Consider the following 17,271-nt stretch of genomic DNA (forward strand, 5'->3'; position numbering starts at 1 on the left):
ATTGACAATTTGTTAATAAAACGGTATCTTTGCGGCACTTTTTTGAACATCATTTAATTTTCCGACAATTATGGATTTTAGCTTATCTGAAGAACACCTAATGATACGCGATGCGGCTCGCGATTTTGCAAAGACTGAATTGCTTCCCGGAGTTATTGAAAGAGATAACAAACAAGAGTTCCCTGCTGAGCAAGTGAAGAAAATGGGAGAGCTTGGTTTCTTGGGAATGATGGTAGATCCTCAGTACGGTGGAGGTGGAATGGACACCATTTCTTATGTGTTGGCGATGGAAGAATTGAGTAAGATAGACGCATCTTCTTCAGTAATCGTTTCTGTAAACAATTCCTTGGTTTGTTATGGGATCCAAGCGTACGGAACCGAAGAGCAAAAACAAAAATATTTAACCAAGCTGGCCACGGGTGAATCTATCGGGGCTTTCTGTTTGAGTGAACCCGAAGCAGGTAGTGATGCTACTTCCCAACGTACGACTGCGATCGACATGGGAGATCACTATTTATTGAACGGTACCAAAAACTGGATTACCAATGGAGGTACGGCAGATTACTACTTGGTAATCGCCCAAACTGATAAGGAAAAGAAACACAGAGGAATCAATGCCTTTATCGTTGAAAAAACTTGGGAAGGTTTCGAAGTAGGACCTAAAGAAGATAAGTTGGGAATTCGTGGTAGTGATACCCACACCCTTAACTTTAACGACGTAAAAGTGCCTAAGGAAAACCGTATCGGGGAAGATGGATTTGGATTTAAATTCGCGATGAAGACTCTTTCTGGGGGACGCATCGGAATCGCCGCACAAGCCTTGGGAATTGCTTCCGGAGCTTACGAAATGGCGCGGGACTACTCGAAAATCCGTAAGGCTTTCGGAACGGAAATCTGCAACCACCAAGCCATCGCTTTTAAGCTGGCGGACATGCACACCAAGATCGAGGCAGCGCGTCATTTGATCATGAAAGCTGCTTGGGATAAAGACCAAGGTAACAACTACGACATGAGCAGTGCGCTTGCTAAACTATATGCGAGTCAGGTGGCCATGGAAGTAACTGTAGAAGCCGTTCAGATTCACGGTGGAAATGGCTTCGTTAAGGAATACCATGTAGAACGATTGATGCGCGATGCGAAAATTACCCAGATTTATGAGGGTACTTCAGAAGTACAAAAAATAGTAATCTCCAGAGGTTTGTTGAGAGACTAAATAATTGCAATCGCTAACTTTTAAGAGCCATAACGACCCATCGTTGTGGCTTTTTTCTTGCCCTAATTTTACGTATTTCTACGTATAAACAGCTGATACTTCAGGGGTTATCTTTGCGAAAACAACCTAAAGAAGATTTCCCATGAAAAACCTGATTATCAGATCATTACCCCTTTTTGTTCTTTTATTCTTCATTTCTTGCAACACCCCAAAGGAAAAGAAAACTCCCTTAGCTACAGATGTAGAAACGGCTTCACAAAAGAAAACGGTGATCCTCGCTATAGATGGAGGTGGGATAAAGGGAATCCTTCCGGCCTATTTCCTAACGCAGATCGAGGCCAAATTATCGGGCGAAAAAAGCTATCGCTTATTCGACGTCATTGGTGGTACTTCTACCGGAGGTATCATCAGTATTGGATTAACAGCGCCTTATCACAGCGATAATAGCCCAAGAACGGCACAAGAGGTTCTTGATTTCTATATGAACGACTGCAATAAGATATTCTATCCCAACGATCAGCCAACGGGACCTTTGTATTATGCCCACGAATATGGTTTGGAGCCTTTCTTACAGTCCATGCTCGGTTCGACTACACCACTATCGGTAGCTGCAAGAACATTACCTAAAAAGAAAGTGAAGCAAGTCTTTACCACTACCTATACAATTAATAGTACCGGGGGAATCATTAAAGACCCGAAAATGGGAAAAGACTACGGGCCTTATCTGTTCAATTGGTACGATGCCTTGCAGGATTCGTCCCACGATTATTATTTATGGGAAGCAGCCAGAGCAACTAGCGCAGCCCCTACTTACTTTCCAGTGGCCCATGTGGGTGGAGGTTCGGGCACGCGATCAAGTGCTGATGAGAGATGGTCGGTAGATGGTGGTGTAATGACCAACGACCCTTCTGTTTGGGCCATTACCGAAGCTTTGAGAAGTGGTGCAGCTAGCAGTATAGATGATATTGTGGTTGTCTCCCTGGGATGTGGCATTTATCCTCAGGGTGCAGGACTCGAACTTTTCAATGATGCAGTGAACCATCAGCCCTATGGCCAGAAGTACGGTTTTTGGGGAGATGATGACTGGGGATTGGATCTAAAAAACCTTGCAGGCGATGATACAGCCAATTCCATCATCACCGAAACGACACTCAATGCCAACCAATTTGTGGCAGCCACGCAATTGGAACAATTTGCAAATACCACTGGATTGGAGTATTACCGAGTACAAATGACACTTCCTTCCAATCTTACGGCTATGGACAATTGCAAAATTACCAATGCCTTGCTCACGCACGCTAAAAATTATGTGAGTTCTGCAGCCGGGCAGAAACAATTAAACGACATTGTTACTACTATAAACAATAATCTGTAAGCGAGATAGATACCTTTATTTTAAGGCATTCCCCGCAAGTTACATTCGCGGCACCTTCGGGGTGCGGGATGTAACTTTTTTGTGTTTTGGCGACTCATAAAATGCATTGTTGATGCAAACCATCAATATTTCAAGAATTCGGGTTTTCCAACTCGTTTTTTTTACCGAAATTGAAACTCCGAAAAAATCATAGCCTGCATTGTTGTGGGCTTGGATACAGTTAATAACCATTAAATAGCCATTCCTATGTCTGATGATTTTGATTTATTAGAAACCGACTCCTCCTCCCAAAAGCAAGAAAAAGTTGAAGTGAATTGGGGTAAAGCTGTGGACCAAATGAAGTCCAAACTTGCCCAAGAGGACGATCCAGAGATGCGTCAAAAAATACTGAACGCGACCTTAGATGATGTAGTGCACATGGCCGAAAAGGACCGTACTTCCCTTTTGGATGCGATTAAAGACTTAACGGACTACCAGGACGAAGTAGGAATTATCTTCGAAAAATTCTCTACCCTTAATGCCGAAGAGCAAAAGGTCATCGATGATGCCCAAAAAGCTTTGGAGCGTGCTCGATTGGCTTTGGAAGATGCTGAAAATGTAAAGGACAATTGGTGGAACAACCTCTGGGGACGTAAATCCCGAATTAAAAAACGCCAAGAAGAACTCGCTGCTGCACAGAAAGTTCGAGAAGGTGCAGACCTGAAAGCCAAGCAAATGTTCCAACAACGTATAGAGAACGCCGATATACAAACCCTGCTCAGTGAACTTTCCTATAAGAGTCAGGCTGCGGTAACCCGTCTTAAGAACCGTGAGGTAGAAATTAAGGAGGTGGAAGATAAGCTTCAGGATGCTATTGTAGAAGCCAGTAAGAACCATACCAAAGCTCTTGAGAAAAAGAAAGAGACCGAGGAAAAACTGGAAGAGCAATATGCTTTGTTAAAGCAAGCAAGAGCTGCTTTAGAAGAAATTGCGGACAAGCAGTCTACCGAATACAGCGAAGCCATTGGAAAGATTACCGAATTGGAGCAAAAAGTAGAGGAATTGGAAGGGCTTAAAAATGCCTACACCACCCTTGCAGCTTCCAAGGACAGCTTCGTTCATAAACACAACCTTACTATCAAGGTATTGACTTCTTTGAGAAGCAATCTCCAGACCCATCGTGCAAAACTGAAAAGTGACACCGATGAGCGTTTAAAGTACTACGATGGTTATGTTGTGGCTTTAAAAGCGAGAACAGATCAAGAGTTCGCCGCCATTTTGGAGCATTTAGGTGTAAAAACCGACGAGCACATAGGACAGACCCTTGCTTCCATGCATTCGGCTAGTGCTAGAGCCCGTCAGGAAATGATGGACAATATTCCAGTACACGAAAAAGTGATGCAGGGTGTGTATAGTAGCTATGCAGAAGCCCTTCAGGAAATTCGTGAGAAGGATCAAGCCATTCAGAAGGACTTTGCCGACCGATATGGTATCGACATGAAGGAGATATTCGAAGAGTACTATGCTAGCGATGGCAATGCTCCTTCGGGCGATGAGCCTTCAGAAACCCCTGACAATCCCGCTCCTTCTGGAGATGACGATTTGTTAGGATAATCCAAAAACGTTTCAAATGTTAATATAGTAGGTCACGCCAGTACTCCTTCGCTAAAGCTTCGGAGTACTGCGCTCGACCCGACATAGTCCATATAAAAAGACTAGACACATATCACTCAATTTTAAATAAAGAATAGTCAATAGCAAATATCTCAATGTCGCCCATTAACCAAATAGTAACTCCCTTAGACAGTGCTGTTCTTGAAAACAAGGAACAGTACTCCGTCTATTTCAAGATTGTGCAACACGCCTTTCGTGAAATGGTGAATGGTATGGTAACGCACGAACTTTGTAATCCATTCGAGATTTCCTTCTTCAAACAATATGCAGAGTTACTGTTATATTCGTTGGAAGCCTTTCGGGTAAAATACCTTTATGACGAAGAGGAGAAAATGAAGATCGATCTTACAGAGTCTGGCTTTCCGAACTATCTGGAGTTTAGGTACCTCATCAATGATCTGGCATTAAAGCAGGAACATATTGCCAAACTTCCCGATCCCGATGATTTAAAAGCGGAGTTTTTAGAAAGTTTGCTGAAATACAAGGAACCTGTTTCCAAAAGAAAACTGGAGCAGGCGGCATCCATAGTGTATTACACTTCAGTTGAAAAAAACTATATCTTCCGAAGGTTTGTACAGGGTAAGATTGTTAAGATCGAAAACAACGGCGATGCGCCATACCTAACAAGCTGGGCTTTTTATGATGTTACACACAACCGCCCTTTTATTTGTTTCATGTATTTCGATTTGGAAAAGACTTCCCTAGACGAATACACCGAGAAGATATATGAGACTTTGGAAAAAACGGCAGACCGTAACATGAGCTTGGATATGATGGCCTACGCTATCGATAAGAAGTTGCCCAAACTGCTCCCAAAGCAATTCCGGAAACTCGATGTAGGGCCATTGCACAATGTTTTTGCAAAGGATGAATTGGAGATCACCCACATTATTCTGGAAGGTATCGTGAAAAAGAACCTGAAACTTTCGGCCCATGCCATGAGTTTATCCATCGATGAAATTGTTTCCACGGGGAACTTTACCGAAGGTAATTTCTTCAACAAGCAAAAGTTCCAAATGTGGGAAACCCAAAAACCGGAAAAATATGTGTTTGCGCCTCACAGGGTGATGCAAACACTTTATGATAAGATCCCAGAAAGCATCAATCAATTAACCAAAGAACCTATAGAAACCAGTGAATTAACACTATAATATGGAGCACAACACGACTTTCCCCATAAAGCATTCCGAACTCGCCACCCTGCGTGATGAGGCTACTTCCTACCTAAAAGGGGTCCAATGGGACCAAGGGATGAAAGCCAAGAACCGGGATAAAAACGGCAAGGACGAATCCATTCTATTGTATCTGTCCAAAGCTACGGGAAACGGAACCTCCACGGTTACTTCGGTATCTAAGAGTGTCTTGGCCTTGAAGAAACGCCTTTTGCCCGATTCGGTGGCGATCCCATTGTATCTTAATGAGGCACTTTTTGGACTTCAAGAAGGGCTTACACTAGGAATATGGCTTAAGGATAGCTATTCGGATGCTTCGGGACTTACCAACTTAAGTGAACGCAAGTCTTCCTTGGACAACACCCAACGGAGGGAATTCGACTCCAAGCAACACACCGCTACAGCTTTTATGCTTTTCGGGATTGCTTGTCGGGTTTTGTTTCTATTAAAACCCAAAGCCTCGGACGACCTTAGCGTTTTAAAGAACAAATTTGCTGGTATTCCAGAGCTGTCTTTCATGTCTCCATTAAAAGGGATTTCCTGTATGTTGTTCTATTACGACAAATACTTGAATCATCCCGAAATTATTACCAAGGATAAGGACGCTATCGATTTTACCGTTGTGTATTTTGAAGCGATCATCTCTGAAATTCAGTTGCGATTGGGCTCTTTGGAATACACCGAAACCATTACCGATCGCACCTATAAATTGGAGAATAGCGAGTTTGCTGTTTCTGGTTGGGAAAACGTGTTTGAAGGAACTGCGGTAAGTGTTGAATTCAATAAAGTTCAGTTCGAACAAATCGTGGGGAATCGCGATGCCAAGCACTTCGCCAGAAGATTGACGGAACGGTTGATGAGCTACGACTTTACAGCGAAGAAAAACCCATTTCAGGAGTTGGGCGGATTTATGCCCGTCTTTATGGGCTACGGAATTCCAGGAACGGGGAAAAGTATGTTGATTGCTGCCATTGCCACACGACTGAAAGAGCATTGCGATAATTTGGACATCCCATTTTTGTTCCATCCCATGCCCGATACCTTGATATCCACGTTTCAGGGAGGTTCGGCCGAAAAGATGGTGCAATGGATGAAACCTTTGCAAGATCCTACGCGACTTATCTTCGCGCCTATCGATGATGCCGAAAACAACTTACAGGAACGTACCGCTCAAGGAGTTTCTGCCGGAGTTAAGGAAGTAATCGGAGTATTCCTTCGTTACACCGAAGGAGCTTATGCGGTGAATTATGGAAACAGCTCTATTGGACTCTTCACCAACTTACCTGAAATGTTGGATAAAGCGGTGATTTCACGTGTACAGGGTCGATTTAAGATAGACGGAGCCCAAACCATTCCCGATTTTGTAGATCAGGATTATCTATGGTGGCGTACGCTGAATGATACCATGCCCGGTTTTGTAAATATGAAAGACCCAAAAGAATATCCTTATTTAAGTGAACAGGGCTTGGCTAAGAACTTGGGGGAAATACTGCAACAGGCAGAAAAACCCACCGAAGAAAGGGTTCTGGAGATTTATGACGAGGTGGAAGCGAAATACAAAACAGAAGAACATCTGTTTTATGCCGAATTGTACAAGAACATTCAAAAGGCTTTTCCGTTTTTCTCCTCCAGGGATATTCGGAACATTCAAAGCGCGGTATCATTACGCCTCACTGACTTCGATTTACCAAAGGATTGGTTCGACAATCCAGAGGAGTATTTCAAGAAGGATTACAACACCAAATTCGGTATGCTGCAAGAACTGATGAAAAGCAATATGAAAGGTTTGAGCTTTTCAGACATACGAAGACAAGAAGTGGTTCGCTATCTGGACAATGTCGCCACGATTGCCGATACCGACTTTAAACGTAAGGTAGACCAACGGGTAAATGACATGAACATTCAGTTGGAAGCTAGAAAACAATTTGAGGAAGGACAGTAATAAAGATGGTTAGTTTACTTATTCTTTCTGTTATAGGACTAGGAATAGTAATCTATCTAATGGACAAAAAAATCGAGTTTATAAAAGAACGCAAAAAGTCCAAAAGGATTAAGGCCAGATTTGTAAGATACCATAAAGGGAAAATAGAAAGAGGACTTTATAAGGATCTGGATTTTGAATTTCCTTATGTCAGAATCGGGAATGATGATGAATCGGCCCTCTGTAAACTGAATTTTGGTAGTCAAATAGCGAAAATTTTTAAAACTGGGGAAGAAATAGATGCGTTTTGGAGCGGCAACGACCTCATGTATTGGAACACCTATGATAGGGGACTTTATAAATACCTTCCAGAAAAATGGAATTTTTGGCAAAAGGACTTATTGTAAATTAATATGGAAAAACTAAAACAAGCAGGATTGTACGGAGATGCCTTGGTAAAGGTGTCCGGATCGTTGGCCCAACGCTATAATGGCTGTTTGGACATGCTAGGTGTGCCCCGTACACAGTTGGAAAGTTTTTCTGTGGATGGTATGGGTTGGAGTCCCGAAATTGCTGAAGAGAAAAAGGATCATTACTATCTGAACATTGGTGAAGCCAATAGCAATGCCATTATCATTTCTCCCTTACAAAAGGATAAGCCTGTACACATGCCCTTCCATAGTTTCGATAGGGACATCATGACGGCCATTTTCGCGGCCTATGAAAAGGAAATACGGGACATCACAAAAGACTCGGCCATCTGCGTTCACTTAGATCAAGAGATTGACGCCTATTATGAACCCTTCGATCTGCTGCGCTATAAAAAACTGTCGGTAAGCTTCCGTTTGTTGAACCGCCTTCAGGAGAAGCAAAAGGAACAATTGGAACTGGTGGCTCAATTTGAAGAAGGGAATAATTTCATAGATCGATCCCTTCACAATAAGATATTGGAATCGGCCAAGAAGTATGGTGACCTCAGACATAGAAATTTACAATTGGAGCCCATTACACTCGATATCGGGTCTTTCTACACTAAGGCCTTTGGGGGTATTTTTGTGTTACGGGATTTTGTAAACGACATCATCATCTTCGAGGAAATGGAGGTATTCGAAAGAGCCATAAAAAATACCGTGCATGAAGTTTCCCTGTTTCATACTTCACACAATGAACTTACCTCTACATTGGTGAATTATAGAATTACGGAATTCGACATCAAAAGAGCGGCCAAGACAGCGCGCTACGAGCGCATTAAAAAACACAGATTCGTGGCCCATCTGGAGCAAGTGGCGCATCCGTTGCATGAGGTACTGGACAGTCCTTTTCTCTTCAAAAAATACCTGAACGACATAGAAGTAGAGGTCCGCAAGAGACTGATGAGTGTAGAATTATACAATCAGCGGAAAATCGTAGAGCGCGACCTTAAAATTGATCAGGTGGTCGATTTGGAATATACCAAAGCCTTATTGGAGCCGCATTCGTCACTAGAAGAAGAGGAAGAAGAGCTTATCTGGAAATTACTTACCAAAATCATCCCATTGGACCCACTTCATCTCTATTGGTATGACAAGGAAACCTTTTACAACACCTATCCTACGTGGAAAGACTCATACAAAGACTGGGTGATACAATGCATCCTAGAAGAAAACAAAAAATATAACCTATGACCATAGAGATAATCGTATTTATTGCCGCCATCCTTTTTGGGATTGTGTGGTATGTCCGTGAGTCGAAAAGCAATAAACTGTATCGGTTTTTCAATAAACTGATGCATGCCAAAGACCTTCAGATGAAGGCTGACAACAAAAAAGGATTCGTACACGAACAACCTTTCCTTATGCGACTAGTTTGGGTAACCGTGCTGTTTGTACTCGCCGCTGTCATTGTGACTTTCGTCACTCCCATAAACGGATTTTACATACAGTATTTTGCCTCGGCCATTGTAGGAACCCTTATCGGAACCTATGTGGCATCCATGTTCTTTGTCGCTTCGGAAGAATTGACCAAGGAAAACATTATGAAGAAGGCCGAAGAGGCCTACCAAAAAGGCAAGGACTTCGTAGAAGATCTAAAGGGTGAAGAAGAACCTGTTGAAGAAACAGAAGAAGCACCCAAAACGGAAACGACAGAAACCGATGAGCCCGAAACCAAGAAGAGCGCCCGTGACCGATTGAAGGATAAGGGAATGATAAAATGATAAAAAGAATTACTTCATTATTGACATTAAAAGACACTTTCATTTTTAATGGATCGATAGAAGGTATTCACGAAAAAATGAGAAATCACAAAAGTGCAAAACTTGAAATAGAATGGATTCATTCTATGGGGTTTAAGTTTATGGAAAGAAGTTTTTTATCATCATTGCGGATAGCCAACCCAAGTTCAAATAGTGAAATTTGTGGATATGCATCATTGACGCGATTGGAGGAATACAAAACTGAAATTACCGTAGAAACCAAACCACGATACAGGGTAATCATACCTTGGGGAATTGTAATTATTCTTCTAATAGTTGGGATTGTTACCCAAAAATGGGCTTTTCATAGTTTTTTAACCTTCATGATGTCTATACTATTTACTTGGAGCTTATTTGGTACAAGAATAAAAGAGAAACAATTATTGAATAGTCTACGGAAACACCTACAATCATAAAACTACCACCATGCTAAAAAGATACTGGCAAAAAGGAAGAAAACAGAAAATTATCACCGTACTAGGAGGATTGTTATTGCTTATCCTGTTGTTTGTGCTACGGGATGATTATCAACCGGTTTTACTCTTCCTTAGAAGGTTTATTTTCCTCATTTTGGTAGGGCTCGTTTTTCTGGTGTTCACCATTTCAAAATTTAGGAAGGCACCCAGTGCGGGCCGTCGTGTCCTTATCTTTTTAGGCATCGTAGCTTTCTTCGTCACGGGTTGGTTTTTTGGCTCCAAGCTACAGCTCTATCAATTCATGCAGAGCTACAATATCTACACTGACCTGAACAAGGTAGAAATCCACGAACTACCCCTTACCCAAAATGAGCGCATCCAGCCACTCAACAATATCCTAACCATGGCCTACGAAAGTGTAGGAGAAACCCAGGAAGTGACGGTTCCCCATTTAATACGGGTAGATACTTCCAACCAATGGACCATGGCCGTGCAGCCTTCTAAGGACTATACTTGGCAACGCATGAACGATAATACCGAGGAACTGTTTGCCGTAGAAAGCACCTCTCCTTTTCCCCGTTTCTCGGGCGATAATCGCATTCCGGTGACCTTTGCTATTGGAGAATCGCTAGCATTTAGCAGAAACACTTACAACGCTGTAGTGCAGCGGTTCAATATCTTTCAGTTGTTTACCCATCAGCCGAGCGATGTCTTCTATATGAAAAACGACTCGGGAAAATGGGTGCAGGTAGTGAGTTTGGTGAAATACAAAGGCTTTTTCTTTCCTTATCCTACCTACGGCGGCGTGATGGTTATAGAACAGGGAGAGCATGACTTTTCCGATTATATGGAACGTATCACCATCGGAAAGGGAACGTACATTCCCCCTTCAGAAATACAAAACTACCCCTTCCTTACAAGGCAAAACATCCTTTCGGAAAAAGTATCACGCCTTCAAGCACAGTCACTACAATTCCTAGGAGGATTTACCGATCCGCTTCCGTGGAACAAGCAAACGGCTGTGAAGATTCCGGATTTGAAAGATGATGAAAATCAACAACCCTTTGTAACCGATTTTAATTGGGATACCATGGAATACGATGCCTACAGTGGCTTGTATCACTGGTTCGGTTTGGAACCTATTGGAGAAGAACGCACCAGTCTTTCCTTTAGTGTCATGATTCCTTCCGATGGTACCGACAAACTTTTCTACTACAACCATTCCGCCAAAAAGGAAGGAATGGCTGGAGTAAGTGCCATGCCCTTAAAAGTGATCGAATCGAAAAAAGAGTATGACTGGAATGTAAACAAGCCTGTGGAGTTTCGTCCGTACATCAAGGAAATAGCAGGTAAAAAGCGTCTATTCGTACTTAGCACCATTGCTGCTAAAATGGACGACAGCAAGAAGTTCGATGGAGCGGCTACACCGGATCTCGCCCTTATCGATTGCGAATATCGCGACGTCGTATGGATCGATGCCAAGCACCCTTCACAATGGGAGACCAGTATTTTGAATCAGTTAGGGGAAACCTGGAAAGCCAGCGAAGGCCTAAGCGATGAAGATATTTGGCCTACCCGATTGGAAATGGACTTTGGACAAGAACGTGATAGCTTGTTATTGGATACGGTACAGCAGCTTAATTTTGAAGTAATCCCAGATACTATTCAGTAATCTTATATTCTAAAAGCACAACTTTATTTCCCCAGCAATTAGGACTTACCATGGGATCGTAGGGCGCCACAAAATGTTCTACCACCTTAAACCCAAAGGTTTTGTAATAGTTTACCAAATTGGGATTGTCGTCCCATGTATCCATTCTCAAGTATGGACGTTTTTTGCTCTTGGCTAAATCAACAGCCCATTTCATAATATGCCCGAATAATCTCTTGCCCTTGTATTCCTGAGCAGTAATAACACGATGTAGAAATATAGCATCGTCCGCATCTTTGTCCCGCCAAATGGGTTTGTCGTTATATACGATGTTAAACACACAAGCCAGATTTCCATCTACCAACAACTTGTAATGCAATTGCTCGGCTATTGCTTGCTTCACACCTTTCCTATCATTGCTACGATATTGGGGATAGCCTTTTCGCTTCTGATACGCAATAGCATCATCGAAGATTTGGCAAGCAGCGTCCAAATCTTCTAGCTGGGTATTTGTAATCTCGATGGACATGGTTACAGGAAGAAATTCCACACAAACCCAAAACGTATCACTGCATCGCGATACGGATAGCCTGGTGCCGAAAAATGATCGTTCGTGCTATTAAAGAGCTGATTCACGAATTCATATTTCACATAAATCCGTGTTTGCCGAACCTTAGCATTGAAGAACACATCGAATATGGGATAGCCACCAATTTCTTGGTTGTTCTGAACATAAAATTCTGCCAATACGGGATCGTAACCATTGGCATTATAGGCCGTGAAATACTTGAAGTTGATCCCAGTTTGCATGAACATGGCCTTTTTGAACCACTCATCTTCGTAATACAAAGACTGTCGGGTGACAATTTCGGGAATATTGAAGACTTCTTCCCCGCTCAATGCCTGCTGGAACATGACGGTATTGTTTAAAGCGAACTTCCCTAATCGGAACTCCCTTCCTACTTTCACCTTTAAATAATCTACCCGGTCTGCAAATTGTTGGGGCGTTGGGGTACTGTCATTGGCTTTGATCGTGAAATAGGTATAATCCTCAATACCCGTGTAACTCACCTCAGCATCCAACAACTTTTTGGAAGCAATCTCCAGTTTCAGTTCCTGCGTCTTTACATTATTGAAATTGTTCTGCCAATTGTAGTTCACATAATCGCTTTGGTACAATAGAAAGTTGAAATTGGGCGCCACGCTATGAATCTTGATCTGGGCCTTCACCGAATTGTCTTCGTCAAACTGATAAGAAGCTCCTCCCAAAAGATAATTCGCATCGAAATCGCCCGAAATATTTATGGCTCCTTTCCCGAAAAGATCGAACCCTTTGTAATGTTTTCGGTAACTGGCACCAGCACGAATCAAATTCCCTTTCAATCTATTGGTAATTCTGCCATCGTCCAACTCCAGAACGGAATCATAACCATAGTTATAATCCGTATATCCTATGAAGGCAGACAGTTCTCCCAATATGGAATTCTTGAAAGTAGCACTCCCCTCCGCCTGAAAATTTTCTAGTTTGGTTTGGGTCAATAAATTGGAGTTCAAATACGCTTCCCCTAATAAGTCACTGGCCGCCGTTTGCCCATACTTAAAGTCCTTTTCTTCAAAACTGAGGGTAGTTCCCAAGGTGAGCATGGTATAATCCAGACTATCCTTTTTAGAAATAAGATCGTATTCTTGGGCACCCCAAAAGCGAAGTCCTTCTAATTTGTTTTCGGCATCTTCAAAATTCACATCCAGTCGACCACGATCATCAAACTCGGGATCACCTGCTTCAAAAAGATCGATGGATGTTTGGGTCAACCCGCCGTTTTCCTGGTTCAAAATATCCTGTGCCGCCACATGGGCTCTAAGTCGATAGCGATCGTTCTTGGTTTTATAATTTGTGGTAAATCGGAAATTCCCTGTACTGGTTAAAATGTTCTGATACTTTCCAAGCGACCGCAATCCCCTATAAGCAATGGAAAAATTAAAACGTTCGTTGGTATTTACTGTAAAAAATGCGTCCAACTGTTGCCCTTGCGCGAACGCCGTTTTAAAATACAGTTCAGTAAGTGGCGTGGGAACATTAAAGTAACGCATGTCCTTCGCATCCATATAATTGAAATGGTGCGATTGGGCCACGAATTTGGGCATAAGATTGAAATCATCAAAAGTGTATCCCAACGAGTTATAGGTCTGCCCCACATTAGAAAAGGGTAATAATTCGAAATTATCGCGGCGTAAATAGTTGTAATTGTATTCTTTCTGAATAGTGAGCGTGGTATCCAAATAGGTAGTATCCCTATCGGCCGAAATGATTTTATACAATTCTATGGGTGGCTTTTCAGGTTTTCCTTGACCTGCTTTGCCTTGAAACTGGCTAGGAATATTTTGTGAAAACACTGTTGCCGAAGCACATAAAAAGAAAAGTAGCAAAAGTGTCCTGATCATTGAAAAAGCTCTTAGGGAACAAAGGTAAATGTTTAAACGGAATTGCGTATTTTTAATTTTGAGTGTTGAAGTTAAAAATTCATAAAGATTTACTCGAATGCGGAACCGACGAAGCCGGCCGCGGTTGTCTGGCGGGTCCCGTTACTGCCGCAGCGGTGATTTTACCCGATGATTTTTCGCACCCTTGGCTCACCGATTCCAAACAACTTACCGAAAAGAAGCGTATGGAATTGAAACCCATTATTGAGGAAAGTGCGCTTTCCTTCGGGGTGACCCATGTCATGATGGAAGAAATCGATCAGATCAATATTCTGAACGCTTCCATTTTGGGAATGCACCGATCTATAGATCAACTCAAGCCGCTTCCACAATTTATCGCCATCGACGGAAATAAGTTTAAACCCTATGCTAAAATACCCTACGAATGCGTGGTAAAAGGAGATGGTAAATACTTGCATATAGCCGCAGCTTCTATCTTGGCAAAGACCTATCGCGATCTTTATATGGAACAGCTCCATGAGGAATTTCCCATGTACAACTGGAAAAAGAACAAAGGATATCCTACCCAAGAACATAGGGAAGCAATAAAGAAATACGGCCCCAGTCCCTATCACAGAAAAAGTTTCCGCTTACTTCCCGAACAATTGAAATTGGACTTTTAAGATTTGGGTGTTGAAAACCCGTAGATAAACTGTTTCTACCGTATACGAAATACCCCTAAAAGGGTGTTATTTTTGTGTATGCGATTTCGATTCACACCCCTATTTCTAGTGTTATTGGCCCTAAGTTTTTCGGCTTGCGAAAAAAGGATCGAACGATCCGAAAATTTGGTCGATTATTTACCTTCAAATCCAGGGGTAGTGATAAAAATTGCCAATCTAGAAACGGCAAAGAAAGATTTCGAAAACAGCAGTTTATACAATGAACTCTCCCATCCGTTGCTTTATGAGTTCATAAAATTGTACCCAGAATTCGTTGCCTCCCTAAAGCCTCAGTACCCTAGTGCCATTTCCTTTAAAAAGTCTTCGGACACGACGCACTACACGATTATTACCAAATACCACCCCGAGGTATTTCAATTCGATTCGGTAGCCCCACCCACAAATAAAAAGTATAAAAAGCAAACCATAGACATCATAAAGAGGGATGAGAGACCCCACTATAGTACGGTATTGGATAGTGTTTTTGTGATTTCCTCTTCAGAAAAACTCATTGAAAACATTGTAGATGGTACGCTCCCCGAAAGTGATCCATTGCGGAAGGCATTTCAATTGAACCAAACTGCCGAGTTATCCTCCATATTTACGCTGGAACCGCTACAAATAGATTCCACCCAAATACAACTGGGCACCCAAGCAGCAATGGCCTTAGACATTCTTCCCAAGGGAGCCATGGCCACTGGAGTATTGATCGATAGGGATAGTCTCCCTAGCCTCCTTTCCATTTTTGAAGGATTGGTGCCACAACGAAATCAAATTGCCCAAGTACTTCCCGTTTCGGCAAAACAAGCAAGGGTTGTGACCTTTCAAGATGCTCAATTGCTATCCAACAACCTTCAAACCTTTCACAAGGATAGTATAGCACTACCTTCCTTCTTCGACGCGGTGGTTGAAATAGGAAGTATTGAAACATCTTCTGGAAGTAGTATGGTGGTTCGCAGCGTAGATCCCGACATTACCCAAGAAGAGCTGAATACGGGACTTAATGAATTATCGGAGTTCAGGGAAATAAAACTTTTTCGATTCACCGAAGGAGCATCCTTGTTCGAAAGATTCTATCCGATTTTAGAAAACCCTTCACCGAACATTCTCTTTGTCTGGGAAGACTTTTTCATCTTTTCGGAAAGTCAAGAAAGTGCAAAAGATATCATTACGGCGATAAAAAACGGAAGCGTTTTAGAAAAGTCGACCGTGTATGAAGAGGCCTTGCCCGAATTGAGTCAGGCTTCCTCCTTTTTGGTGTACAATATGCAAGGGCAGATCGATGCATGGATGGCTCCCTTTTTATCTACCGAGGAAGGAACCGTATCCAAACATCCCTTCGTTTCACTGCAACTAAGCAGTGATCGTGACTTTGCCCATGTGAATTTGGTTTGCAAGGAGTTGAACGGTTCCAAAAAACAGGTGTCGGGTGTAGTTACCCAATTGTTTTCTGAATCCTTGGACGCACCTATTCTTATGGAACCACAATTCTTTACCAATCATAGAACCAAAGGAAAGGATATGGTGGTTCAGGACATTGAAAATCGCTTGTATCTAATTTCAAGCAGTGGAAAAGTCCTTTGGAAAAAACGATTGGACGGTCCTATACTGGGTGATATTCAAGAGGTAGATATCTTGCGTAACGGCAAAAAGCAATTGGCTTTTGCCACCCCAAAATCCTTTCAGGTTATAGATCGCAATGGCAATACGGTGAATCCGTTCCCTAAGAAATTCAGGGATCCCATTACACAACCCCTCGCTGTGTTCGATTATGATAATAAGCGGAAGTACCGTTTTGTAGTGACCCAAGGAAAAGAGGTTCATATGTACGATAGCAAGGGTAAAACGGTCACTGGATTTACCTTTAAAAAGGCACAATCCAATATAGTCTTACCGCCCCAACACATTCGTATGCGTACCAAGGATTATTTACTTATTGCTGAAGAGAATGGTAAGCTGAACATTTTAAGCCGAGTTGGAAAAGTGAGGGTTCGCACGGGCAAAACATTCAATTTTTCGGACATGCCCATTGCCAAAGAAGGCGATAATTTCGCATTAATCACCAAAGAGAAAACCAAAGTAAGTATTTCGCAAACGGGAAAGGTAACTTCGCAATCCCTAGACGTTTCGGACAACTATCAATTTAAGATTCTTGGAAATACCAAAGTAACCTTGGATGATAATCTACTTCGAATTAATGGTAAATTGGTAGAGCTTCCTTACGGTATTTACACCGAACCTATCATCTTGAATTCCAACAGAGGTACTTTTATCGCCATAACCGAAACCCAAGAAAACAAACTCTATGTCATTGACAAGTCGGGAACTATTCTTGATGGTTTCCCTGTTTATGGAACATCTGTAGCCGATATTGCCATCGTGAAAGGCAAAATATGGGTGACGGCAGCCGTTGGAGAATCGGAAATAGCGGCTTATTCCTTATAAAAAACAAGAAAAACCCTGTTGACAATCACATAGTTAAGGGGTTATTTTT

Annotated in this window: 14 protein-coding genes; 12 read left to right on the forward strand and 2 right to left on the reverse strand. The window is 42.2% G+C overall.

What is annotated here, in order from left to right:
* Window positions 1–70 precede the first annotated feature (70 nt).
* From POV27_RS16510 to POV27_RS16555, 10 genes are all read left to right on the forward strand, one after another.
* The gene (locus POV27_RS16510; protein WP_272863896.1) at window positions 71–1,213 is read left to right on the forward strand and encodes an acyl-CoA dehydrogenase; all 1,143 of its coding nucleotides are present in this window, start codon (window positions 71–73) and stop codon (window positions 1,211–1,213) included.
* Window positions 1,214–1,355: 142 nt separating this feature from the next.
* Window positions 1,356–2,588 (forward strand): patatin-like phospholipase family protein, encoded by a 1,233-nt coding sequence (locus tag POV27_RS16515; protein ID WP_272863897.1) that lies wholly within the window; start codon window positions 1,356–1,358, stop codon window positions 2,586–2,588.
* A 246-nt stretch (window positions 2,589–2,834) separates the two neighbouring features.
* Window positions 2,835–4,181, forward strand: coding sequence for a coiled-coil domain-containing protein (locus tag POV27_RS16520; RefSeq protein WP_272863898.1), 1,347 nt, complete (start codon window positions 2,835–2,837; stop codon window positions 4,179–4,181).
* A 155-nt stretch (window positions 4,182–4,336) separates the two neighbouring features.
* Complete coding sequence (locus POV27_RS16525; RefSeq protein WP_272863899.1) at window positions 4,337–5,392, forward strand: hypothetical protein; 1,056 nt, start codon at window positions 4,337–4,339, stop codon at window positions 5,390–5,392.
* Between the two features lies 1 nt (window position 5,393).
* The gene (locus tag POV27_RS16530) at window positions 5,394–7,355 is read left to right on the forward strand and encodes an AAA family ATPase (protein WP_272863900.1); all 1,962 of its coding nucleotides are present in this window, start codon (window positions 5,394–5,396) and stop codon (window positions 7,353–7,355) included.
* A gap of 59 nt (window positions 7,356–7,414) precedes the next feature.
* Complete coding sequence (locus POV27_RS16535; protein WP_272863901.1) at window positions 7,415–7,741, forward strand: hypothetical protein; 327 nt, start codon at window positions 7,415–7,417, stop codon at window positions 7,739–7,741.
* Window positions 7,742–7,747: 6 nt separating this feature from the next.
* Window positions 7,748–8,998 carry a DUF6638 family protein gene (locus POV27_RS16540; protein WP_272863902.1) on the forward strand — a complete coding sequence of 417 codons (1,251 nt, stop codon included), beginning with the start codon at window positions 7,748–7,750 and terminating at the stop codon, window positions 8,996–8,998.
* On the forward strand, window positions 8,995–9,528 hold the full coding sequence (locus POV27_RS16545; RefSeq protein ID WP_272863903.1) for a hypothetical protein: 534 nt from the start codon (window positions 8,995–8,997) through the stop codon (window positions 9,526–9,528). The genes POV27_RS16540 and POV27_RS16545 overlap by 4 nt, the downstream gene beginning before the upstream one ends.
* Window positions 9,525–9,983, forward strand: a complete 459-nt coding sequence (locus tag POV27_RS16550) for a hypothetical protein (protein ID WP_272863904.1) — start codon at window positions 9,525–9,527, stop codon at window positions 9,981–9,983. The genes POV27_RS16545 and POV27_RS16550 overlap by 4 nt, the downstream gene beginning before the upstream one ends.
* A gap of 10 nt (window positions 9,984–9,993) precedes the next feature.
* Window positions 9,994–11,655, forward strand: coding sequence for a hypothetical protein (locus tag POV27_RS16555; protein WP_272863905.1), 1,662 nt, complete (start codon window positions 9,994–9,996; stop codon window positions 11,653–11,655).
* Here POV27_RS16555 and POV27_RS16560 read toward each other — a convergent pair.
* Together POV27_RS16560 and POV27_RS16565 are read right to left on the reverse strand one after the other, a co-directional pair.
* Complete coding sequence (locus POV27_RS16560; RefSeq protein WP_272863906.1) at window positions 11,645–12,163, reverse strand: GNAT family N-acetyltransferase; 519 nt, start codon at window positions 12,161–12,163, stop codon at window positions 11,645–11,647. The two genes, POV27_RS16555 and POV27_RS16560, sit on opposite strands and share 11 nt — an antisense overlap.
* A gap of 2 nt (window positions 12,164–12,165) precedes the next feature.
* On the reverse strand, window positions 12,166–14,076 hold the full coding sequence (locus tag POV27_RS16565; RefSeq protein WP_272863907.1) for a putative porin: 1,911 nt from the start codon (window positions 14,074–14,076) through the stop codon (window positions 12,166–12,168).
* Window positions 14,077–14,138: 62 nt separating this feature from the next.
* Here POV27_RS16565 and POV27_RS16570 point away from each other — a divergent pair, with 62 nt between their 5' ends.
* Window positions 14,139–14,738, forward strand: coding sequence for a ribonuclease HII (locus POV27_RS16570; protein WP_272863908.1), 600 nt, complete (start codon window positions 14,139–14,141; stop codon window positions 14,736–14,738).
* 78 nt (window positions 14,739–14,816) lie between these two features.
* Window positions 14,817–17,222 (forward strand): hypothetical protein, encoded by a 2,406-nt coding sequence (locus POV27_RS16575; protein ID WP_272863909.1) that lies wholly within the window; start codon window positions 14,817–14,819, stop codon window positions 17,220–17,222.
* Window positions 17,223–17,271 lie beyond the last annotated feature (49 nt).

Origin of the sequence: Aureisphaera galaxeae (assembly GCF_028561275.1) — a bacterium.
GTDB lineage: Bacteria > Bacteroidota > Bacteroidia > Flavobacteriales > Flavobacteriaceae > Aureisphaera > Aureisphaera galaxeae.